The organism is Pseudoalteromonas sp. RB2-MNA-CIBAN-0110, from assembly GCF_040309305.1.
Classification (GTDB): domain Bacteria; phylum Pseudomonadota; class Gammaproteobacteria; order Enterobacterales; family Alteromonadaceae; genus Pseudoalteromonas; species Pseudoalteromonas arctica.
This window is the reverse complement of the sequence record NZ_JBEOOQ010000055.1, coordinates 1-23252: the sequence shown is the minus strand read 5'-3', so window position 1 is coordinate 23252 and position 23252 is coordinate 1. Positions and strand designations below refer to the sequence as shown.

Sequence of the window (23252 nt, the reverse complement as noted above, 5' to 3'; positions counted from 1 at the left end):
TTGCTCACGTGAAAAGCACAGCTTTTAATTACTTAAATAAAACACTATTCACAAAGAGAAGCGAATGAGGAGTAAATAAGTAAACATAAAAACAACAACCGTTTTAGACTTATTACTTCCTCTAAAAGCGCAGCGCCTCTAAACCTCTTTGTGAATAAATTACTATACGGGCTTTGCCCGTCACGCCAGCAAGCTTCGCGTCTACAAGTAAAACTCATATCTACACTTTGACGGTAGATGGTGAGCTTGCTCACGTGAAAAGCACAGCTTTTAATTACTTAAATAAAACACTATTCACAAAGAGAAGCGAATGAGGAGTAAATGAGAAACATAAAAACAATAATTTTTTAGATCTATTACTTCCTCTAAAAGCGCAGCGCCTCATAACCTCTTTGTGAATAAATTACTTTACGGGCTTTGCCCGTCACGCAAGCAAGCTTCGCGTCTACAGCGTTATTTTTTATGCAGCGCTTCAATGCGTGCTAGTAAGCTTGAGGTGTCGTATCTGCCACCGCCGAGTGCTTGTACATCGGCGTAATATTGATCGACCGTTGCGGTCATTGGCAATGTTGCACCGTTGTTTTTAGCTTCATCGAGTGCAATGCCTAAATCTTTACGCATCCAATCTACGGCAAAACCAAACTCATATTCCCCCGCCCACATTGTTTTGTAGCGATTTTCCATTTGCCACGAACCGGCTGCACCTTTAGAAATGGTTTCTATAACTTTTTCACCATCAAGCCCAGCTTGCTTAGCAAAATGTAAGCCTTCGGCTAAACCTTGCACTGCTCCAGCAATACAAATTTGATTAACCATTTTACAAAGTTGTCCCGAGCCAACGCCGCCTAGTAATTGGCTAAAACGACTAAACGCCGCCATAACTGGCTGTACTTTAGCAAATACAGCTTCACTACCACCCGCCATAACCGTTAATACGCCGTTCTCAGCGCCAGCTTGTCCACCCGATACAGGCGCATCTATAAAGTCGATATTTTGCAGAGCCGCTTTTGCAGCCACTTCGCGTGCTACTTCGGCAGAGGTTGTGGTGTGATCAACCAAAATAGTGTGCGGCAACATGCCCGCTAACACACCGTCTTTGCCATACACTACTGAGCGTAAATCGTCATCGTTACCAACACACATAAATACGATGTCGGCATTGTTGGCAGCTTCGCGCGGGGTTGGTGCAAAGCTTCCTGAATGTTCTGCAGTCCACGCTTGTGCTTTAGCTTGAGTGCGGTTATAAACGCATACGCTGTGCCCTGCTTTTGCTAAATGCCCCGCCATTGGGTAACCCATTACGCCTAAACCTATAAATGCGACTTTCATTGACATAAAAATGACCTATTTAACTGATAACTTAGAAACTAGACCTCGATTATGTCAACCGGTCGATAAAAAAGCGAATGAAAGTCTTTATAAAATTTCCTTAGCGGGAAAGGTAAGTAGGTAACCTATGGACAGTATTTATCAATTTAATGCACCACTTTTTAACAGCGAAAATTTTTCTCTTAGCCAATTACAGGGCAAAACCGTCCTTATTGTTAATACAGCGAGTAAGTGTAATTTTTCGGTGCAATTAAATGCGCTCGAAAAGCTCTATCAGCAATACAAAAGCAATGGTTTTACTGTACTTGCGTTTCCGTGTAACCAGTTTGGCCAAAATGAGCCGCTTGATAATTTAGCCATTAAAGACTTTTACCAAGAGCAATTTAATGTCTCATTTGAGGTATTTGGTAAAGTAATGGTAAACGGGCCAGAAACACATCCGTTGTTTAATTATTTAAAATCGCATACGCGGGGTATTTCGCAAAATCGTGCAATTAAGTGGAATTTCACTAAGTTTTTAATTAACTCACAAGGGCAACTTGTTGCACGCTATGCACCACGTACTAAGCCCGAAACACTTAAACAAGTAATAGAAAGCAACCTACTGCAAGCCGCAAAGTTAAGCGCTGCCAGAGGTGGTAAAAAAGTATCGTCAAAAATACCTTTGTTTACGTCGGCTAAGGCATAAATTAGGGCTTAATTTAAATCAATAAAATGCGTGTTACTAAAGCACAGGTTTATAAAGTAGTTTATTGTATTAGTAATAAATAATACTCCTTAAGCGTCGAGGCTATTACCATGAACATTGCTTTTTTTAGTACTCAAAAGTACGAACTGCCTTTTTTTGAACAAAGTACACGCGGTCACCGCGATATAAAAATAACGTATTTTGAACAAGCCCTGAGCGAACAAACGGCTATTTTAGCAAACGGGTTTGATGCCATATGCGTATTTGTTAACGACACTGTAAACGCCACTGTTATTGAACAATTGGCAAGCCAAGGCATAAATACTATTTTGCTACGTTGTGCAGGATTTAATAATGTTGATTTACCTGCAGCAAAAGCACATAAAATTAAAGTATTACGCGTACCAGCATACAGCCCAGAAGCAGTAGCCGAGCATTGTATTGCACTTATGCTAACGCTTAGCCGTAAAACCCATAAAGCGTATAACCGCGTACGCGAAGACAATTTTGATTTAAACGGATTACTAGGCTTTAACTTGCACAATAAAACCGTGGGTATTGTAGGTTGCGGTAAAATTGGCCTTGCGCTGTGCAACATTTTAAATGGCTTTGGCGCTAAAGTATTAGTGTGCGACCCCTACGCACAACTTGGCAATTATACAATTACCGATATAGACACCTTACTTAGCCAAAGCGATGTGATTTCTTTGCATTGCCCCCTAACGGAGCAAACTCATCATTTAATAGATGATGAGGCATTTAGTAAAATGAAAACCGGCGTTATGCTTATTAACACCTCTCGCGGTGCACTGCTTAACAGCAAAGCGTGCATTAATGCACTTAAAACTAAAAAATTAGGCTACTTGGGGCTCGACGTTTACGAGCAAGAGTCGGAGCTGTTTTTTAAAAACCACAGCGACGAAATAAATCAAGACGATATATTTTCGCGCTTAGTGAGCTTTAAAAATGTTTTAGTAACGGGGCATCAGGGCTTTTTTACCCAAGAAGCACTCACCGAAATAGCAAACACAACCCTACTTAACGCGCTTGAAGTAAATGAAGGTAGGCCTCTGACTAATGAGGTTTTATAAAGACCTTGGCTACACCTAAATAACAGGCACAAAAAAAGCGAAGTGCGTTTTAAACTCACTTCGCTTTATTAATCTATTTTTAGGGTTTAAATAAAATTAACCAAAGGCAACGTTTGCAAATACCAAGGTCATTAATATTGGGCAAACAAAACGAATATACTGAGCAAACCAGTAATGTACGCCTGTTGTTGCTTGGTGTAATTTATTACCACGCTGCCACATCCACCCTACCGTAATAAAGTAAAACAAGCCCATAAGCGGCAATTGGTATTGAGTAAATAGCATAATAACTAAGCCAAATAACCAATCAAAATTTAGTATAATTGCGCTTGCACACACAAGTACAACGGCGCTAACGGCCCACGTTGCTTTGGTGCGGTTAACGTTGTGATTTTCGACTAAAAACGCTACCGGAATTTCGGTGGTCGATATTGTTGACGTAACCGATGCGATAGACATTAATACAAAAAACAATAAACCAACTAATAAGCCAATTTCGCCCATGGTGCTAAATAGCTCAGGTAAAATAGCAAAAATAAGCTGCCCTTCGCCAATCAGTTTACCACCACTAAATACTTCAACACCGTTGTGCTGCGCCACATAAATAGCAGGAATAATAAGTAAGCCCGCTAAAAACGCGACACTGGTATCGAGTAAAGCAACACCTGCGGTGAGCTTTGGTAAATTAGCATCTGGCTGTAAATACGAGCCGTAAATCATCATACAGCCCACACCTAACGAGAGCGAAAAGAACGCTTGCCCCATTGCAGCAATAATTAAATTAGGGTCGAGTATTTGGCTAAAATCAGGAATTAAATACGCAGCAAAACCTTCGCTTGCGCCATCGAGTGTTGCAATGTAGGCAATTAAACCAACAAGCAGCACAAGTAACAGTGGCATTAAACGGCGCGACCAGGTTTCGATTCCCGATTTAACACCTTTTAAAATAATACTGGCCGTTAAAATAAGCATAAGCGGCGTAAATACAAAGTTACGCAGCACTGAGTCGCTATGTAAAAATTCGCTTGCGCCTGTGAAACCTAAAAAAGTTGTTATGGGTTCAATTGCGTACGAGAGCATCCACCCTGCTACTATTGAGTAAAAACTTAGCATAACAACTGCGCCCGCAAGGCCTATATAACCTGCCGCAGCACCAACCTTACGGTTAGTGTTTTGCCATGCATCGCCCAATGCTTTTACAGGATTAGCTTGTGCTTTGTGACCTAAATAAAGTTCGGTATACAGCGCAGGAAGCGCAAGTAAAAATATAACAATAAAGTAAACCAGTAAAAATGCACCGCCACCATGGTTGGCCGCTTGCGTAGGAAAACCCCAAATATTACCTAAACCCACTGCTGCGCCAGCAGCGGCTAAAACAAAACCAAGTCGGCTTTGAAACCCATCACGCACTTGTGCCATACATCTACAAATCTGTTATTATTTTGATTATTGTGAATTAAACCATATTTCATGCCAGCTGAGTAATAAAATTGTACCCAGCCTTTATTAGTGGCGTTAACCGCTCACAATATCAGCGACTTCTTTTGCTTTAGGGCTTTTATGACTGAACACTATTTTAAAAACGCCTTGGGTATTACTTCAACTCAATTGGCAAATTTGTCTTTAGCGAGTAACAGTATTTTATTATTTAATGCTAAAACACTTGAGCTTAGTGACTTTAATTTGCCCGATTGCTTAAGCCCATTTGAATTAACTATTATAAACCGCCGTAAAAGCCCGCCAGCTAAGCAAGAGTATTTAGCGACGCGGTTATTGTTAAAACACCTTATTAAAGTAGCGCAGCCGCAACATGCGCACGTAGCCCTTAATAAAATGAGTACCGAATTTGACGAGGCAAGCTCAAAGCTGCAAATACGCGTAAATGGTGATGTTATTAATACCTGTATTTCGCACTCGCATGGTTTGGTTGGCGTAGCGCTAAATTTTGATAAAAGTGAGTTTGGGTTTGATATTGAAAAAGTAAGCCTAAAGCGCCCGTTTGAAAAGCTCGCTAAGCATTTTTATCATAATGATGAAATTACACTTATCACTGAGCCTACTAATACCCAAGCCCAAGCAGATACGTTTTTTAGAATTTGGACATTAAAAGAGTCACTTGCTAAAGCCACCAGCCGCCCTATTGCAAAATTACTTAGCCCCAATGTGTTTGACGAATTACATAGTGCAAAGCTGAGTGCTTGCAGTAATCGCGTTACTGTAGTTGATAGCAGTGACAGCAATGTTTGTTTTGATGTAAGTGTGGTGCATAAAAAAAGCATCGACTGGCGATGCTTTTTATTAACCGACTTTGTTAAGTAACTTTACTAGGTGATTTTCCTGAATAACGATTACTTACGCAGCAAAATCATTTTCTAATAAACGGCTATGAATAGACTGTACTACGTTATCTGACTCAGTTTGCTCTACTAAAAAGCATAGGTTGTGCTTACTAGCACCATGACAAATTAATCGAATGTTAAAGTCTTTTAATACACTCATTAAGTTCATTTCGTGTTGGCGTAATTGAATCTCAGAGCCAATAAGTGCCACCAATGTTAGGTTGTTTTCTACCGAAACATGGCAAAACTCTGCAAGCTTATCTAGGCATTCTTGGTCGAGTTCTGGGCGCGAAGCGTTTTGCGCGTTATCAAGAGTTATAGCTACGCTGATTTCTGATGTGGTTACCAAATCAACCGATATATTGTATTCACTTAATAGTGTAAATACGCGTGCTAAAAAGCCGCTTGCTAGTAGCATTTCTGGGCTTTTAAGCGTAAGCAAAATTTGGTTTTTACGTTGTGTTACTGCGCGTATACCTGGTTGCTGCGATTTTTCGCGCTCAATCCATGTACCGCCACGTTCTGGCTCTCGGCTAGAACCTACAAACACATTAATGTGGCTACGGCTCGCTGGTAAAATAGTCGCTGGGTGCAATACTTTTGCGCCAAAGGTTGCCATTTCAGCGGCTTCGTCAAAACTTAAACGTGCAATAGGCGTCGCTTTTGCGCACAAACGCGGGTCGGTGCTAAAAATGCCCACTACGTCGGTCCAAATATGCACGCTTTTAGCGTTGATTGCTTCAGCTAATAATGCAGCGCTATAGTCTGAACCACCACGTCCTAGCGTTGTTGTTTGGCCGTATTCGTCACTGCCAATAAATCCCTGAGTTACAATTACTTGAGCGTCTAATAACGGAATTAAATGCTCTTTAGCAGCTTGCGCTGTGGCTGCAACATTGGGCGTTGCTTTGCCAAATTGGCTGTCGGTTTTAAGCACCTTACGCACATCAAAGCGATCGGCATTTAAACCTTGTAAACGCAGTACCTGAGCAAACAAATACGACGATAAACGCTCACCAAAGCTAAGTAGCTCGTCGTGTTGCTGATCGGTTGTTAGTGACTCTTGAGCCAACGTTTGAAATGCTTTTAGGGTTTCGTTAAAGCCAACCGCTAAATCGGCATCTAGCGATAACTCATCTAAAATAGTGTGTTGAATAGCAAGCACGCCATTTATGTGTTCTTGGCGCTCACTTGAGGTAATACTTGGTTTGCACAGTGCAACTAAGTGGTTAGTTACGCCGGCACTGGCGCTCACGGCAACAATACGTACGCTTTCATCTGCAACAATAATTTCGCTACAGCGACTCATCGCTTCAAAATTTGCAACACTTGTTCCGCCAAATTTGGCAACGATATAATCTGATTTTGCGCTTAACTCTGTTTGAGGCACTGTTTGTGGCGCTGATTGGGTAGTCATTTAGTCTCCTTTCGCGATATCCAAATCGCAATAAAACAAGAAGAACTTGGCAAAGGAATGCTTGAAGATAAGTCCACTGCCAGAAGCTCTCCACCTATATTGGTGACAGTTTTGAGGATTCAGCCCCATAAACCGAAAAACAATGACGACGTACCATTATTTTCCTCGGCGAGTACTTCCCTCCTTAATGATCATCGGCTTTCGTCGCCTAACATTAAGTACCTAAGTATCGCACCTCTTCTGAATGCTTTATTAACCAGTGGCTAATAAAACAAAACCCCACTAAGTAGCGGGGCTTTGAAAGTTATCGTTTAGACGTCTAGCTGTCAAGCATTTAATAATTTATGCGTTAAATAAAACTGCCCATGTAATACGAGCCCGCATATCCAACCGTGTAGCAAATTAATAAATGCAGCGATAAACGCAAGTAGCTCATAAAGGTAAGCGCTTTAACTTTGCTCATGGCAATAATGCCCGCAGCCGACCCAATGATAAGCATTGAACCGCCCACGCCCGTTGCATAAGTAAACGACAACCAGTGCTGTTGGCTCATTACTATATCGGCTTTTAATAAAGCAGCAGTAAGCGGTACGTTATCGACCCCTGCTGATAATATGCCCATTAAGTAGTTTGCGTATTCAGGTGCCATTACCGTATATAGGTCGGTAAATTTACTTAGCATACCAATTTCTTTAAGTGCGCCTACAAGTAAAAGTACACCTACAAAAAACAATAATGTGTCGTATTCTATATCGCGAACAAAATCGATTATGTCTTTGTTTATGTCTTTTTTGCGCATTAAAAATTGCGCTACTAAAAACATCACTGATAAGCCGAACAAGAAGGTTAATAAAGGCGGTACGCTGTAAACTACACTCAGCATAAGTGTGCTCACTACGGTAGATAAAAATATAACAGCAATGGTAATGTCGGTTTTTTCGATGCGGGTTTTACCTGCACCAGCAAACTCAACACGCCCTTTCATACCGATAGACAGTAACGCGGCTAGCAGCATAACACTTGCAAGTGCTGGCGCTATAAGTAGTAATAAATGAGCAATGGTTACTTTGCCATCTAAAAATATCATTAGTGTGGTTACGTCACCTGTTATTAGCGATACCCCACCTGAGTTAACCCCAAATACAATAAGAGTGGCGTATTTAATGAGCTTTTTAGGTTCAAGTTTTAATGACATAACAACCGCGAGCGATATAAGCGTAGCTGTTACGTTGTCTGAAATAGACGAAAACAAAAATGCAAAACCACCCACCAAAAACATGAGCTTTTTTTCGCTAATACTTTTTGGCATAACGCGGTGAACAATGTTTTCTATAAACCCCTTTGAATTTAAATACGCGACAAAGGTCATTGCAGCCATTAAAAATAACCATAGAGAGGCAATTTCTAAAATATTTTCATTTAAAAGGTGTTGAATCGTATCGGGGCTTTGCCCGTGTAGAGGGTATATAAAAAGAAGAATCCAGCAAAGCGTACCAAAAAACAGCGTGGTTTTAGCTTTATTTACATGGATTATATCTTCTATAACGATCAGTAAAAATGCAATCGCTATCAGGGTTAGAATAATCGAGGAAACCATGGTAGTTAAACAACCTTTGATATAGTTTTAAAGAACACACAAATAACATTCCATTTCATGTGCCTATTTTCGGCGCGAATTTTAGCACTGCCTCTATGCAAAAACTATTATTAAATGGTCTTAAAAACGAATACTATATACAGACAAGGTTAATTAAAAATACGTAATAATGAGTCTTCTAAAAGAACTCAATAATAAAATACTAGGATGTTGTAACCCCTTATGATCCCAGCTAAAAAGCTGCTAAACACCATAACCGAACATTGGGGTGTATTAGAGCTATTATTTAAACGTTTTAAAATGGCTGACTTTAGCCTAAAAGACGTACAAAACGCGATTAAGCAAAAGCAGCCTACGTGGTCAAACGAACGCATTTATAAAGAAACAAATCGTTTGTTAAACCAAGATATTTTAATTCCACTGGCTAAATCTTCTCAGCTTGAAATAAATCGTGCCATTGCCGATTTTGCTACTTTTTTACTGCAAGAAGAACATTTAGGCTTAGCGCAAGAAATTAGCGTATTAGTCGACGACCTTGCTCGTTTAGGTAACCGCCTAGATAACGCTGGCGAAATAGAAGACTTTGACGATTTACGCCGCTACAGCCGCATTATGGATGATCGGGTGCGTAAAATAATGAAGCTATACGCACACAACGAAAACGCTATTTTAAATATTGTTGAACAAGCTAAATCAAATAATGCGGTGCAATCGCTGCAAAAGCGTTATAAAGCGGTAATAGAAGCGTTTGACGAATACATAGAGCCAATGCTTGAAATGGTTGATATACGTGGTGAATTTCATGCGTGTTTTACCCTCATTGAAGAGCAAATAAGTAAGCAAATACTGCACATTGAGCGCTCAGGTAAAGCGTACAACGACAAACGCATGTTGGAGCAATTACGTACCCGTATACTCGAAATGCATTTAGTGGGTCGAGAAAGCTTACGTAAAAGTGCCGATATGCTTATGCCGCTGCGCGAAGAGTTACGCCGTAATAACTTAATTACTCGCCAAGCAGCCAAAGTACTTGGGCTTGTGCGTAAAAATGGCGTAGACAATATGCTAAGTGCGGTGCAGCCACATTTTGTGAGCGACGCGCAGCGATATTCACTTGGTCAGCAACGTCATATTGTGGCTTACATGGCAAGCTTGGTTGAATTTGAACACGAAGAATACCAATTGCCAGACCAACAAGATGTGCCTGCATTTGTTACGCCTAATATTCCTGACTACAACGATGTTAAAATCAGCTTTGCTAAGCGCTTTAATAAAAAACGCAAAAAGGCTCAGCCCTTGCTGCAATTTTTAGACGAAAGCTACCCAAATCTCGATGCCGACGAAATGCTATTTTTGTATCAAAAATTAGTCAGCGACAGCGATATTAAAATAATTCAAAGCGATGAAAAAGCCCGCGTAAAAATTGCCGGTCAGCACTTTTCTTTATATCCATTTAATTCAGAGCCTCAGCCAGATTCAAAGGCAGGTAAATAAACCATGACACACATAAACTTAGACGAGCTAACCCACCTACAAGCCATTAATAAAAAATTAGTAGCGGGTTATCACATTTGCGAGCAAGACAACGTAATGTGGCAAGAGCTTGACCAACACATAGAAGACTACACCGCCCTATTTACCGCTTTAGGTAACGATTTAAAACGCGACAGCCGTGGCTTTTATTATTTTGGTAGCGACGAAAGCACACCCAATATGGGCAAAATATCTCGCGCTATCGCACTCACCATTTACATTTTAATTGAGCACTACGCCAATACGGGTAAAGACCCAATGCGCGCATTGTTTGACGACGTAAACGATTTAGAGCTTATGCAAACGCTGGTGCAAATTAACAAACATTTGTTTGATCAGCTTGAGATATTTTCGGGATCTGATTTGCGCAAAGACGTTTACCTGCGCATGGTGCGCTTAGGTTTAGCCCGTGAAGTAGAAGGCGGCTTTATGCTACAAGCGCCAATTCATCGCTACATAGATGCACTCATGGAAGTAAACGAAGAAACCTATATTACAGAGGACGAGGAATGAAAAATCTATACGGACTAAGTAAACTCGCCCTACTTAACACCGCAGGCTATGCAAAATGTGTGATCCCGCTTGATAAAAGCAGCTCTATTTGCGCGCCAAATAACACAGGTAAAAGCTCGGTTATTAACGCCCTGCAGTTTCCGCTTATTAACGATTTACGCTTAACAGAATGGGACGGACACGATTTAGATGAAACCCGAAAGTTTTATTTTTCATCCGATCAGTCGTACATTTTACTAGAAGCTAACTTGCCTCATGGCTCGGTAGTAATAGGCGTTGCGGGACTTGGTAAAATTGCCGGTTACGCGCATCAGTACTTTTGTTATCAAGGAAAGCTTGATTTAGAGCAGTACACGCAAGGTAAAACTATTATTAAATTTACCAAGCTGTTCAACCATTTAAAATCGCTTAATTACAATCCTATTGAGCTTAAAGCACAAGAGCTCAACGCGCTACTTACTGGCGGCGCAACGCCTTTTGACGGCGACATTAACCTAAAAATGATCCCGCTTAATAATGTGCAAGACTCTTCTATTTATAAAGAAATATTTAGACGTATTCTTAACTTACACAAATTAGGCGCAAGCGACGTAAAACGCTTTATGCTACGTGTGTTTGAACGCCATATGTCGAACTCTAAGGTCGACTTTTATGAAGTATGGCGCCGCTCGTTTGATAAAGTAAATCGCTCAAAACGCGAATTAAAAGCCCTTGAGTCAATGCAAGAGCCAATAGCTGCGCTTGAATCAATGCTTGAAAACCAAACCGTGCTTAAAGGTAAATTAGCGGCGTACGCACCTAAAATTGACCAAGCACTGATTGATTTTGATACTTATCAAGAATCACAACTTAATGAGTTGGGCATTGCGCTTGAAGATATAGAGCACGAAAAACACGAGTTTGAGCAAAAGCAAAGCCTATACGTACAGCAATCGCGTGATATAGAGCGCAGACAAACTCAAATTGAGCAGTGGTTTTTAGATTACGATGCGCTTAAAAGCGAATTTGAACTGGTAAATAAAGCCACGCTTAAAACCAGCCTGACTCAGTTAAAGCAAGATTACGAGTCGCTTTCACACTCTATAACCAGCGCACAAGGGCAAAGCCTACATACGCTTGACTACCGCATTAGCGAAACACAAAAACAAATTAAGAGCTTAAAGCTGCAACTTAAAAACCTTGAGTTTAATTTGTTTACCCGCATGCGCGAAGACCTCTCGTTAAAAGAAGTAGAGGAAATATCGCGCATTTTAAACCCCGATATTCTCTCGTTTGCAACCACCACTAATGGCGATATAACCATTGATGATGAAGACGCGTTTGGTGAGTTTTTATCGCTACTTAGCGAAAACGTTAAAGGCGGCGTATTAACGCTACCAGGTGCGAGCATTAAGCTTAAAAAGCTCTCGCCTGTGCAAATGCAAAGCGGCGAAAACAAAGAGCAATTAACCGCTCAGCTCAGTGCACTTGAGCATTCACTTAAAGAGTTTAAGCAACAACGTGATGTTGCTGCAAACGTTGCCGACAAGCAAAAAGAAAAAGACGCGCTATACGATGAACTTATGAGCGCTGAGAGCGCCCTAAAACGTTTAGAACAGTTTAATATAATGCAGCAATCGGTTGAAGCGCAAGCCATGCTAAAAGAGCAGTTATTAGCTGAGCGCGAACAAGTTGACGACTACCTGCAAGATATTCAAAAAAATAGTGGCTCAATTGCCGATCGTCGCTCGTTAATTAAATCGAAACAAGAGCAAATTAATCGCCAAACTGAGCGCTTACGCCAAGTTAAAAGCGAGCGAATTGACCACACCCTTGATTTATACAGCGGTAAAGTAACCCCGTACATGATTGATATTACAGTCGACTTTGATAACTTAAGCGACCTTGTTCATCATTTTAATAAAGACTGCCAAGAGCTGCGTAATTTTGACATAAACGTACGCAACACCTATTTGCATGTATATAACGCGGGTATTACTAAATTCGACAACGAAAACGACGAATATACTAAATACCAAAAGCTAATAAGCGCCTTTCATAATATTGATAACGAACGCGACGCTGTTGAACGTCAAGCACGCGTTGCGCTTACCGAAGTGGCTGCAACTATTAAAGGCTTACGAGAAGATTTAGACCGACTTCGCCGCGAAATGAACAGCTTTAATAAAGGCATAAGCCAGCACCGTATTTCAAATCTGCAAGCGTTTAAAATTAACGTAATACCGCGCAAAATGCTGGTTGATAGTATAGATACCATTATCAGCACGTCGCATCAGTTTGAGCAAGGTGACACACTTGATTTACTGAGCCAAGAACCGTACAGCGAAAGTGCGGTAAACGAAGCGAAAGATCACTTAATTAAACTCGCATCAGATAAAGCGGGTTTAACACTTACCGATTTATTTGATATTCGATTTGAAGTGGTTAACCGCGCAGGTGAAACAGAGCACTTTGAGAAAATAGATTCGGCGGGTTCAAACGGCACACGTATTACGATTAAGTTATTGTGTGGCATGTTGTTTATTCGTTACTTATTAAGCGATCAGGAACAAAACCTATACCGTATACCAATTTATATAGATGAAGCGGCCGACATTGACCCACAAAATCAAAAAGCAATCATAGAAACCGCACTAAGCTTTGGTTTTGTGCCTATATTTGCCTCAGTTAAGCCACAAATAAGTTGTGACTACATTGTGCCTATTCGTTCGGTAAAAGACGGTGCACAAAACTGGGTAGATGAAAAAGATTGGATTGAAGTTGAACATTAAACTTTTACTGATGACTAATTAACAGAGGTTAATTAGTCGTTCAGCCTTAGGGCGTGTTGACCTTTGTGGATTGAAATTTGTTCAATTTAGGGGCAATTTAATCGCGGCGTGAGGTTTGTAACCTAGTGGGCTAAGTAAAAACCGAGCAACAAAGAGTTAATTGCCCCTAGGCAGAACCCTTCGGGCAGCGCATGTTTGGCATTTATGCTGCGTTATCACCTATTTATGGGGAATAACCACACTACATAGGCTCTGCCTTGCCCAAATACCAAACATACTGCTGCAAATTCAACCACGAAAGGTCAACACGCCCTGACAATTAGACTAATATTTAGGACGTTTAAATAATACACATTTAAACTATGTGTGTTATTTTAAATTAATGCATTTTATTGGAGCAAACGTAATGAAAAATATACTTATTGTTGCAGCGCTAGCACTTCTTACAGCCTGTACACAAACCCCAGATTGGGATTACGATAAATCAACTAACTTTAGTAATTTTAAAACATTTGCTTGGGTAGAAAACGCCAGCCTAACTAAAGACACAAATAACTATCAAATTAATGGCCTAATGGAAAAGCGTGTTCGCACTGCCGTTAATTCAGAGCTGAGCCAAACATTAGGTATGAGCTTAGTTGATGCAGCGCAAGCTGATGTACTTGTTAACTATCATGCATCGGTAGATAAAGAGCTTGAAGTAGACAACTTCAATATAAACTACCGCCCGCATTGGGGTTATTGGGGTACTGGTTTTCAACGTGATACAACCGCGCGTGAATACGAAGTGGGTACACTGATTATTGATATTGTGGATCGTGAATCTAACCAACTAGTATGGCGCGGCGCAAAAGAAGGTCGATTAAAGAAAAACCAATCGCCAGAACAACGTGAAGCATCAATTAACAAAACAGTAAGCGAAATTTTAAGTAACTTCCCGCCGCAAAAGCAGCAGTAAGTTAAAATTAGCTATAATTAAGTTTTAAAAGAGCTCACAGTACGTGAGCTTTTTTGTGGGTGTATATTTTTGGAACTTTTAAAATAAAGTTATTACGAGCTGCGCCCGTCACGTCAGCAAGCTGCACGTCTACAAAAAACACCGCGTCAAACTTTACCTGTAGGCGCTAAGCTTGCTTGCGCGAGAAGCGATAGCTTCTAATCACTTACCTTTACCTAACGCTATATTCAACCTTAAATTACGAGCTGCGCTCGTCACGTCAGCAAGCTGCACGCCTACAAAAAACACCGCGTCAAACTTTACCCGTAGGCGCTAAGCTTGCTTACGCGAGAAGCGATAGCTTCTAATTACTTTATAGCTCTATATTCTATCTTAAATTACGAGCTGCGCTCGTCACGTCAGCAAGCTGCACGTCTACAAAAACACCGCGTTAAAGTTACGATTTATACTTATGCAGTAACTCAAGCGGTATATGACAGTAATCATCAGGGTGATTAGTTAAGCGGTCTTGATGCTCAGGATCGCTTGGCACGTAGTTAGTTAGCAGCTCTACCCCTACCACAATTTTATCGGCATCACTTCGCTGGCTTATATAATTGCTAGCGACCTTTAAATGATCTTGGCTTTTGCTATAAATGGCAGTGCGATATTTAGGGCCTACGTCATCCCCTTGTTTGTTAACGCTATACGGATCAATAATCTCAAAAAAGAAGCCAAACAGCTCGTTTAAGCTAACCGCTTTTGTACTAAATATTACTTTTACACACTCAGCATAACCGTCGTATTCACCTTGTGTATTATCGTTTTTTCCATTAGCCCGCCCTGCTTCAGTACTTATTACACCAGGTAAGTGCTTTAAAAACTCTTGCACGCCCCACAGGCAGCCACCTGCAAAGTAAATAGTATCTTGCTGTTTTATATTCATAATAAATGTGACCAAGTTTGTTAGATGCATTAACGTTGCAAATGATAATCAAATGCAGTTTTTAATGAATTAATGTACAATCGCGCCAAAATCGCAGTTGTTTAATTGAATTATTTTATCACGCCTTAAAAGTGTGTTCTGAATTTAATTGTTACCGTAATTGCATATAAAAAAATGAGACACACAACATGAAATGGTCACCGCACTTTATACTCCCTGCACTGCTATGCAGCGCGAGCAGTTTTGCCTACGGCGAAGCTGTAACTGATAAAACTGAAGCATCACCGGCAATCGAAAAAATAACGGTTGAGGCATCGCCCACGGCAAACACATTACCTGTAGGTACATTTGACTCTCCAGTATCTAATTTAGAGTATGACCCACGTGTTGATTTACAATCACGTAATATGGCTGAAGCGCAAGCCGATGTAACTATACGCGGTGGTATTTTTGAAAATACCGGCTTTAGAGTTGGTAGTGCTACTTTACTTGACCCACAGTCTGGTCATTACTTTGCTGAAATTCCTATTGCACCGCAAATGCTTACCGGCCCTTATATTTTAACAGGCGCAGACAATGCGCTTAATGGTGCTAATAGCTCTGTAGGCACTGTATCGTTTGGCTGGAAACCAATTAGCACGGGCGTCAGTGTATCGGTAGGTACTGGAACAAACGATTTTAACTTACAAAGCTTACATGCAGGTGTAAGTATGCCCCTTGAAGGCGCAAAGGATTGGAAGCTTGGTTTTGAAGGTGAGATTTCTCACTCACAAAGCGATGGCACTATTGATAACGGCGATCACGACTTTACGCGTGCATCGGGTCGCGTTCAATTAGCTGGCGCTGATTCTCAAACAGATTTGTTTTTTGGCTCACAAGATAAGTTTTTTGGTTGGCCAAATTTGTACACTCCATTTGGCGTTAACGAAACAGAAGAGCTAGAAACCCGCTTATTAATGCTAAACCATAAGCAAAATTATGCGCAGGACAGTAACTTTGAAGTGTCGGCTTATTACCGCACACACGACGATCATTACATTTACTCTCGCGAAAATCCAAGCGCTTTTGAAGCGTTTCACAAAAGTGAAGTTAAGTCGTTAGCGCTATCGGGGCATCATGCTCAAAGCGATGTATTTGCTGTAAATTATTCAGCACAGTTTATTGACGACTCAATTGAATCTACCACGCTTGAAAACAACTTTACCTCTCGTAAGTATTATAAATTAAGCGTATTGCCTGAATACAAAATGGCGCTTGAGGATAATAAACAACTTACATTTCGTTTAGGTGCTGCGTTTGACGATACAAATAGAGACGACTCTGAACTGTCACTTATTGGTGATATAACGCTTAATACACAAAACAGCAAAGGTTTTGAGCGCACGTTTTATTTATCGTACGCAGAGGCAAGCCAAGTGGCAGGCTATACCGCCATTGGCGGAAGTGATTCAGGCGGGTTATTTAGAAGTAATTACACCCTTGAGCGCGAAACGACTAAAAGCCTAGAGCTAGGTTTATTAGTTGATGAGCAAACTTGGCAACTTAATTCGGCTATTTTTTATCGCAAAGATGACAACTTAACCGATTGGACGTTTAATTTTGATTCAAGCTCTGCACGCTTTGCAAACCCTGTAGATATAAATACGACGGGCATTGAGTTCTTAGCAACTAAACACTTTGAAACAACCGAAATTGTAGCGAGTTACACCTACCTTCATAAATCAGAAAATTACGGTGCGGCAGATATTGACGCTAGTTTTTACGCATTAAACTTCCCTGATCACCGCCTAACACTCGGCGCAGTGTGGAATCCTACTGATATATTGCAGTTTAGAATAGATAACGAGTGGCGCAAACAGCACGAAAATGCGCTGCGCAGTAGTGACGACGATGCTTTATTTACTCATTTAACGTTAAAAATTACGCCGCCAATGCTAAAAAACTTATTTATTACTTTAGCAGCAGATAACTTATGGGGTGAATCGTTTGAAGAGATACCTGGTACACCAGGGCGAGGTGAGCAATATACGTTAAGCGCAACGTATAGTTGGTAGAATTAAGCTATCACATTCAAAGACCTGTTTATTTAAAGCAGGTCTTTGAATAAATATTTAGCAAAGAATAAACGACATACTAAATATTAAGAGCTTTGATTACTCAGCTTATATTGAACCAGAACGACATTGTCTTTTTCTTAGCTCATTATCAATTTGTAAAGGGCGACTAAGCTCATCTGTAAGAACCTGCGAAACAACCGTACCGGTTTCAACTTCTTGTATCCAAATTGATATTTTATCCCCTTCCCTTTTTCTATTTAGCATGTAGCTTTTATCAGAATCTAAATTAACGTTAAAATTAACAAAAGCTTCTTTTTGACTATTTAAAACATCAGGGTTTGAAACACTCGCCTTTACCCATAAATCATGCTCACCACTGATATACTGCTTTGGTTCAGCCCATTGTGTAGGTTTTTTGTTAAAGCACATCAAGTGGACATATTCTAGATCTACTCCCTGCTCTCTTTTAAAGTTTTCGAGTCTAAAGTGGTCTTCTTTAATATCGGTTTTAGTTGGTAAGTTTGAACAACCTAATAAAGTCACACCTAATGTAAATGCTGTAAGTAAATTTTTCATTTTTCTTTCCTTTTAAAAATTAAGATTGAACGAAATCACCTATAAATGAGATTTATAAAAAGTATCTTACAATTTCCTATATTAGCAACAAAATTAAATATGTCTAATATTTCGCCATTAAATAAATTAACGACTGCTTTTAATAACCTTATGAAGATTTTTATTAATAATATATTGTAAATAGATGTGTATTAAAAACGAGGATTAAGTTAGCTCTTCGAGTTCTGTAATAAGCGCTAAAGCTTGTGCATTTGTTGACCCGCACACATCAAATGTGGCGCTAAAATCACTACATACTTTAGGTCGGCTTGAATCACCAAATAACTTACATAAATTACGTTCGTCTAGCTGAATACAGCGCTCTCCGGCCTTTTTACCATTTGGCATACCTGGAATAGGCGAACTAATACTTGGCGCAATACAACATGCGCCGCAGCCTAGCCTGCAACTCATCGATTCGGTTTTCATAATATCCTCTGAATAAAACACACTTACTTTAATTCCTTTTTAGGAACGTAATTAGCCGCATGTTGAGTTGTAATGTACATATGTAATGCTTTGTTACATCTTAAAACGCCTTGTAAACACTTTATTGCGTATTATTGCTCTGTCACCACCAATTATGAAGGAATGCCTTGTGGCTACTACAAAACAAATAATACTCCCAATTGCTGTTTTAGCAGGCGGTATTGCTTTAGCTTTCGCCTTTATGGCAATGAAAAAACCACCAGAAGAAAAGCCAGAGCAAGATTTACGCCCTTTAGTTGCAACACAAAGCATACTTTTAGATTCTATAACGCTCGATGTTAAATCGTACGGCATTGTTAAACCAAAGGACCGTACCGAACTGATAGCACAAGTTAGTGGGCAAGTTATTTCGGTATCAGATCAATTTGTTGAAGGCGCGTTTGTAAAGCAAGGCGATATTTTAGCACGAATTGATGCAAATGATTACGAGGCAGACTTTATTGAAGCGCAAGCAGGTTTAGCACAAGCAAGCTCAGCACTTGAAATAGAACGCGCACAAGCACATGTAGCAAAAGCTGAATGGGAGCGTATTAAATCGGACTCAAGCGAAGCTATTGCCTCAGAACTTTATTTACGTAAACCACAACTGGCCGAAAAACTAGCGCGTTACCGCTCTGCTCAAGCAAGTGTTAAACGTGCTAGCCGCAATCTTGAACGTACTTATATTAAAGCCCCATACGATGCCATTATTAATGAACGCACAATTAGCTTGGGTTCAGTAGTAAACCCAGGTAATAGTTTTGGTGCATTGAGTGCAACCTCAGTTGCAGAGGTACGTTTGCCCGTTGCCGATCAAGAACTGCAATATTTAAAAAATGGCGGCGTAGGCTCAAATGTTACATTTAACGCAGAATACGCGGGTAAGCAAACAATGTGGCAAGCCAAAGTAATTCGCACCGAAGGTGTGGTTGATCAAACAAGCCGTATGAGCTACTTGGTTGCACAACTTGCAACACCTTATGGCGATAAAACACGCCCCCTTCGTTTTGGTTCATACATTAACGCTACCATTGAAGGTCGCCCGCTTGATAACGCAATTATTGTTGCGCACCACTTAGTTAAAGATAATAAAATTGTAATTTTAAATGACGATTTAACATTATCGTTTAAAACTCTCAATATTATACGCGAACAAAACGGCATGATTATAGCCAGCCAAGGGCTAAAAAATGGCGAGCAAATTGTTACCTCAGCGCTTGAGTATCCAACTGAAGGTATGGCAGTAAAAGTTGAAGATATTGCGCCTGATAAAACTGATGTAACTCAACTTGCGCTGAAAGAGGAATAATCATGAACACTCGTGAAACAGGGTTAATAGCATGGTTTGCCCGAAACCCGGTTGCTGCCAACCTACTAATGATATTTATATTAGTGGGCGGTATTTTAATGGCGATGACCATTCGCAAACAAATGTTCCCACAGTTTGAAAGTAACTGGATAAGCGTACAAGCGGTTTACCCAGGTGCAGCCCCGCAAGAAGTTGAAGAAGGCATAACCATAAAAGTTGAGGAAAACCTCGAAGGTATTGAAGGCATTAAACGCCTAATTACTTACTCTAACCGTGGTTTTTCACAAGCGTGGATTGAAATAGAAGAACAATACAATCTACAAGAAGTACTTGATGAAATTAAAGTACAAGTTGATTCAATAAACACCTTTCCTGCGGGAATGGAGCGCCCTGTTGTTCGCCGCGATAAATTTGAGCAAGAAGTAATGATACTCGCGCTTTATGGCGACATGAGTAACTACCAGTTAAAAGAGCTTGGCAACGATATTAAAGACGAGTTACAAGCACTGCCTCACGTAAATCTTGTTAATTTTAACGGCGGTTTAGAATACGAAATTGGTATAGAAGTTAGCCCCGATAAACTACGCGAGTACGGCTTAACATTTAGAGATATTGCAGGCGCTGTACAAAACTTTTCGGCCAATATGTCGGCGGGGCAAATACGCTCTGAAAACGGTTATATTTCGATGCGTGTTGAAAAACAAGCCTACCGTGGCTTTGAGTTTGAAAAACTCCCCCTTATTACCCTTGCTGATGGCGCACAAATTTATTTAGGCGATGTAGCAACCATTAACGATGGCTTTGAAGAAGGTCTACAATATTCTAAATATAATGGTAAAAACTCACTCTCGTTTGAAGTTAACGCATCAAAAGATCAAGATATTACCGATGTAGCAAAAGTACTTAAAAGCTACATGGCAGCTAAAGAGCCGCTTTTACCTGCAGGTGTTAAGCTATCTCCTATTGTTGATTTAACTTACTACCTTGAAGGTCGACTCGATATGATGGTCGATAACATGATTTGGGGTGGCTTGTTAGTAATGATAGTACTGGCACTATTTTTACCGTTACGCTTGGCATTTTGGGTAATGATGGGTTTACCGGTGTCTTTTCTAGGTGCCTTTTTGTTTATGCCCATTGGCTTTTTAGATGTAACAATTAATTTAGCCTCTCTTTTTGCCTTTATACTTGTGCTCGGGATTGTAGTGGATGACGCCATTGTTGTGGGCGAGTCAGCCAGTGCCGAAATAGAAAAATACGGCCATACACTTGATAACGTAGTGCGCGGTGTTAAACGTGTTGCGATGCCAGCAACCTTTGGTGTACTAACAACTATTGCGGCATTTTTACCACAAACACTCGCAACCGGCCCTGGTGCTGCTTTTTCTAAGGCAATTGGTGGCGTGATTATTTTATGTTTGATTTTTTCACTCATTGAATCAAAACTTATTTTACCTGCGCACATTGCAGCAATGAATCCACGTAAACCAAATCCTAAAAACCTATTACATCGTTTACGTATGGTAATTGATAGTGGCTTAAAAGGCTTTGTGAATAACTACTACCTTCCTTTTGTTAGCCGCTGTATTCACTACCGCTATACCGTAATTGTTGGCTTTATGTGTTTGCTTATTGTAAGCGCAGGTATGTTTGCAGGTGGTTTAGTTAAGTTTGTACCAAACCCTAAAATACCGCACGACTTTCCGCGTATTGATATAGAAATGAACCTTGCCTCATCTGAGCAAGCAACGCTTGAAACTGCACGTAAAATAGAAAGCGTGTTGTTAAAGGTCGATCAGCAACTACAAGAGCAATACGGTAAACCGATGATCCGCGATTTATCGGTAAGCCTGCGCGGACGAACGCAAGCAAATATTATGGCCATTTTGGTAGAGCCTGACTTACGCCCTATCGACACCTTTGCCCTAAGTGCATTATGGCGCGAGCAAATGCCCGCCCTACCAGGCATTAAAACCATGACCATTCAAGACAGTATAATGAATGGCGGTCGAGATGATGGCGACGTTAGCTTTAAACTTGAAGGCAAAAATGCTGACGAGCTAAAAGAAGTGGCTGGTAAATTAAAAGCCAAATTACAAACAATGGAAGGCGTTGGCGACGTAAACGATTCAATGCAAAGCGCTACCGACGAAGTGCAACTTGATTTGAAACCACTCGCTTACAGCATGGGTTTAACGCTTGCTGATGTAGCGTCGCAAGTTAGCTTTAGTTACTACGGCTTAGAAGCGCAGCGAATATTGCGTGAAGGCGAAGAAATTAAAGTCATGATCCGCTATCCAGAAGACGAACGTAACTCAATAAGTGACATAGCAAGTGTGCGTATTATTACGCCTACAGGCGCTGAAGTACCGCTAAGTGAAGTAGCCGAAGTTAAGCTGGTTGACGGTGTAAACCGTATTCGCCGCGAAAACTCTAAACGTACTGTAAACGTATGGGCTGCGGTAAATACCGACCAAGCCGAACCATTTGCAATTGCAGAAGAAATTCGTGATGAATACTTACCAACATTACTTAAAAGCTACCCTGGCGTTACAAGTGATGTAGCTGGGCGCATTCAAGAAGAGATGGATAGCGCTTCAGAGCAGCTTCGTGATTTTGGTATATCAATGATGATTATATTTGCCTTGTTAGCGATTCCGCTTCGATCTTACTCGCAGCCACTTATTATAATGTCGGTTATTCCGTTTGGTGTAGTGGGCGCGATGTTTGGGCATATGATTTTAGGCATGACCATGAGTAGCTTATCGATGTTTGGCATTATTGCTGTAGCGGGTGTGGTCGTAAATGATTCCCTCGTTATGGTTGATTTTGTAAACAAAGCACGCGCTGAAGGTGTTGCGATTAAGGATGCTGTAATGCAAGCCGGTGCTCGTCGCTTTAGAGCAATATTACTCACCTCAATCACTACCTTTATTGGTGTAATGCCAATTATTTTTGAAACGAGTTTACAAGCTAAAATTGTTATCCCAATGGCTGTATCACTTGCTTTTGGTGTGTTATTTGCCACAGTAATTACACTGATACTTATACCGTGCCAGTATGTTGCACTAGAAGATGCTAAACGATTAGTACGTAAAATGCGTGGCAAGCCACCACTAGTAGATGCCCAACCAGCGCCTACTCACAGCTAAATTAAGTAACATCCCAACCAAAAAAGCTCGGTATACTATGCCGAGTTTTTTATTTTCAGCTTAAAGGTAATATTTACCTATTTGCCAAGTCTTTATCTTACTGATAGATTTACTCTATAAATATAACCCTCAAAAGGAATAATGATGGGCACACTTCAACTTATTTTATTTATTGTATTTGCTGTACTAACCACAATTGGCTACAAAAAGAATAACCGCAACTTAATGCTATTAGGCGCCGTTGCAATATCGTTTGCGTTTGTAGGGCTCGACTTTTTAATCGGCGTAGATGAAGGGATATCAGGCATTAATTAATCAATAAAAATTTTAGCTTGAAAATTAAAGGGACTTTAATGCGCTTATACATACTGATTATTTCTTTAGTTATTTTTTTAAGTGGTTGCCAGAGCTATATGTTGTGGTCAGCTAATTCCGGACAGTGAATTAAGTTTTTCTTCGGCTACTCCAGGGGCAACCATTTGGTTGTGGC

At 40.5% G+C, this 23252-nt stretch carries 18 protein-coding genes and 1 riboswitch; of the genes, 11 read left to right on the top strand and 7 right to left on the bottom strand.

The features are described 5' to 3' along the window. Nucleotides 1–453: 453 nt before the first annotated feature. A complete protein-coding gene (locus AAEY68_RS19505) occupies nucleotides 454–1335 on the bottom strand; it encodes an NAD(P)-dependent oxidoreductase (RefSeq protein ID WP_350586718.1) in 882 nt (293 codons plus the stop codon). 121 nt (nucleotides 1336–1456) lie between these two features. On the opposite strand from AAEY68_RS19505, the gene AAEY68_RS19500 reads away from it, so the two are divergent. Next, nucleotides 1457–2017, top strand: a complete 561-nt coding sequence (locus tag AAEY68_RS19500; RefSeq protein ID WP_007581908.1) for a glutathione peroxidase — start codon at nucleotides 1457–1459, stop codon at nucleotides 2015–2017. Nucleotides 2018–2127: 110 nt separating this feature from the next. Then, entirely contained in the window at nucleotides 2128–3108 is a 981-nt protein-coding gene (locus AAEY68_RS19495; RefSeq protein WP_024592659.1) for a 2-hydroxyacid dehydrogenase, read from the top strand. 96 nt (nucleotides 3109–3204) lie between these two features. On the opposite strand, the gene AAEY68_RS19490 is transcribed toward AAEY68_RS19495, so the two are convergent. Continuing rightward, the gene (locus AAEY68_RS19490; protein WP_350586717.1) at nucleotides 3205–4527 is read right to left on the bottom strand and encodes a sodium-dependent transporter; all 1323 of its coding nucleotides are present in this window, start codon (nucleotides 4525–4527) and stop codon (nucleotides 3205–3207) included. A 141-nt stretch (nucleotides 4528–4668) separates the two neighbouring features. Here AAEY68_RS19490 and AAEY68_RS19485 point away from each other — a divergent pair, with 141 nt between their 5' ends. After that, entirely contained in the window at nucleotides 4669–5427 is a 759-nt protein-coding gene (locus tag AAEY68_RS19485) for a 4'-phosphopantetheinyl transferase family protein (RefSeq protein WP_024592660.1), read from the top strand. A gap of 33 nt (nucleotides 5428–5460) precedes the next feature. On the opposite strand, the gene lysC is transcribed toward AAEY68_RS19485, so the two are convergent. Further along, the gene (lysC, locus tag AAEY68_RS19480) at nucleotides 5461–6864 is read right to left on the bottom strand and encodes a lysine-sensitive aspartokinase 3 (RefSeq protein WP_024592661.1); all 1404 of its coding nucleotides are present in this window, start codon (nucleotides 6862–6864) and stop codon (nucleotides 5461–5463) included. Nucleotides 6865–6939: 75 nt separating this feature from the next. Next, a riboswitch (Lysine riboswitch) is annotated at nucleotides 6940–7112 on the bottom strand. 101 nt (nucleotides 7113–7213) lie between these two features. Next, the gene (gene nhaD / locus AAEY68_RS19475) at nucleotides 7214–8461 is read right to left on the bottom strand and encodes a sodium:proton antiporter NhaD (RefSeq protein ID WP_007375803.1); all 1248 of its coding nucleotides are present in this window, start codon (nucleotides 8459–8461) and stop codon (nucleotides 7214–7216) included. Nucleotides 8462–8683: 222 nt separating this feature from the next. Here nhaD and AAEY68_RS19470 point away from each other — a divergent pair, with 222 nt between their 5' ends. The 4 genes from AAEY68_RS19470 to AAEY68_RS19455 all read left to right on the top strand — a co-directional run bounded on the left by AAEY68_RS19470 (nucleotide 8684) and on the right by AAEY68_RS19455 (nucleotide 14236). Next, nucleotides 8684–9955 (top strand): MksB family condensin complex protein, encoded by a 1272-nt coding sequence (locus AAEY68_RS19470; RefSeq protein ID WP_024592662.1) that lies wholly within the window; start codon nucleotides 8684–8686, stop codon nucleotides 9953–9955. Nucleotides 9956–9958: 3 nt separating this feature from the next. Beyond that, nucleotides 9959–10507 carry a condensin complex protein MksE gene (locus AAEY68_RS19465; protein WP_010553432.1) on the top strand — a complete coding sequence of 183 codons (549 nt, stop codon included), beginning with the start codon at nucleotides 9959–9961 and terminating at the stop codon, nucleotides 10505–10507. Then, nucleotides 10504–13278 carry an Mks condensin complex protein MksF gene (locus AAEY68_RS19460; protein WP_010553431.1) on the top strand — a complete coding sequence of 925 codons (2775 nt, stop codon included), beginning with the start codon at nucleotides 10504–10506 and terminating at the stop codon, nucleotides 13276–13278. Before AAEY68_RS19465 ends, AAEY68_RS19460 begins: the two co-directional genes overlap by 4 nt. 406 nt (nucleotides 13279–13684) lie before the next feature. Next, nucleotides 13685–14236 carry a DUF4136 domain-containing protein gene (locus AAEY68_RS19455; protein ID WP_024592663.1) on the top strand — a complete coding sequence of 184 codons (552 nt, stop codon included), beginning with the start codon at nucleotides 13685–13687 and terminating at the stop codon, nucleotides 14234–14236. A 436-nt stretch (nucleotides 14237–14672) separates the two neighbouring features. Here AAEY68_RS19455 and AAEY68_RS19450 read toward each other — a convergent pair whose 3' ends face one another. Continuing rightward, nucleotides 14673–15161 carry a peptide-methionine (S)-S-oxide reductase gene (locus tag AAEY68_RS19450; RefSeq protein WP_007581898.1) on the bottom strand — a complete coding sequence of 163 codons (489 nt, stop codon included), beginning with the start codon at nucleotides 15159–15161 and terminating at the stop codon, nucleotides 14673–14675. Nucleotides 15162–15349: 188 nt separating this feature from the next. On the opposite strand from AAEY68_RS19450, the gene AAEY68_RS19445 reads away from it, so the two are divergent. Continuing rightward, nucleotides 15350–17215, top strand: coding sequence for a TonB-dependent receptor plug domain-containing protein (locus AAEY68_RS19445; RefSeq protein WP_350586716.1), 1866 nt, complete (start codon nucleotides 15350–15352; stop codon nucleotides 17213–17215). A gap of 108 nt (nucleotides 17216–17323) precedes the next feature. Here AAEY68_RS19445 and AAEY68_RS19440 read toward each other — a convergent pair whose 3' ends face one another. After that, nucleotides 17324–17794, bottom strand: a complete 471-nt coding sequence (locus AAEY68_RS19440; RefSeq protein ID WP_024592664.1) for a hypothetical protein — start codon at nucleotides 17792–17794, stop codon at nucleotides 17324–17326. Between the two features lie 204 nt (nucleotides 17795–17998). Beyond that, a complete protein-coding gene (locus AAEY68_RS19435; RefSeq protein WP_024612699.1) occupies nucleotides 17999–18262 on the bottom strand; it encodes a YkgJ family cysteine cluster protein in 264 nt (87 codons plus the stop codon). Between the two features lie 169 nt (nucleotides 18263–18431). Here AAEY68_RS19435 and AAEY68_RS19430 point away from each other — a divergent pair, with 169 nt between their 5' ends. From AAEY68_RS19430 to AAEY68_RS19420, 3 genes are all read left to right on the top strand, one after another. Beyond that, nucleotides 18432–19610, top strand: coding sequence for an efflux RND transporter periplasmic adaptor subunit (locus tag AAEY68_RS19430; RefSeq protein WP_007581894.1), 1179 nt, complete (start codon nucleotides 18432–18434; stop codon nucleotides 19608–19610). Nucleotides 19611–19612: 2 nt separating this feature from the next. Further along, nucleotides 19613–22762 carry an efflux RND transporter permease subunit gene (locus AAEY68_RS19425; RefSeq protein WP_024592666.1) on the top strand — a complete coding sequence of 1050 codons (3150 nt, stop codon included), beginning with the start codon at nucleotides 19613–19615 and terminating at the stop codon, nucleotides 22760–22762. Nucleotides 22763–22906: 144 nt separating this feature from the next. Next, entirely contained in the window at nucleotides 22907–23077 is a 171-nt protein-coding gene (locus AAEY68_RS19420) for a hypothetical protein (RefSeq protein ID WP_165722537.1), read from the top strand. The last annotated feature ends 175 nt before the right edge of the window (nucleotides 23078–23252 follow it).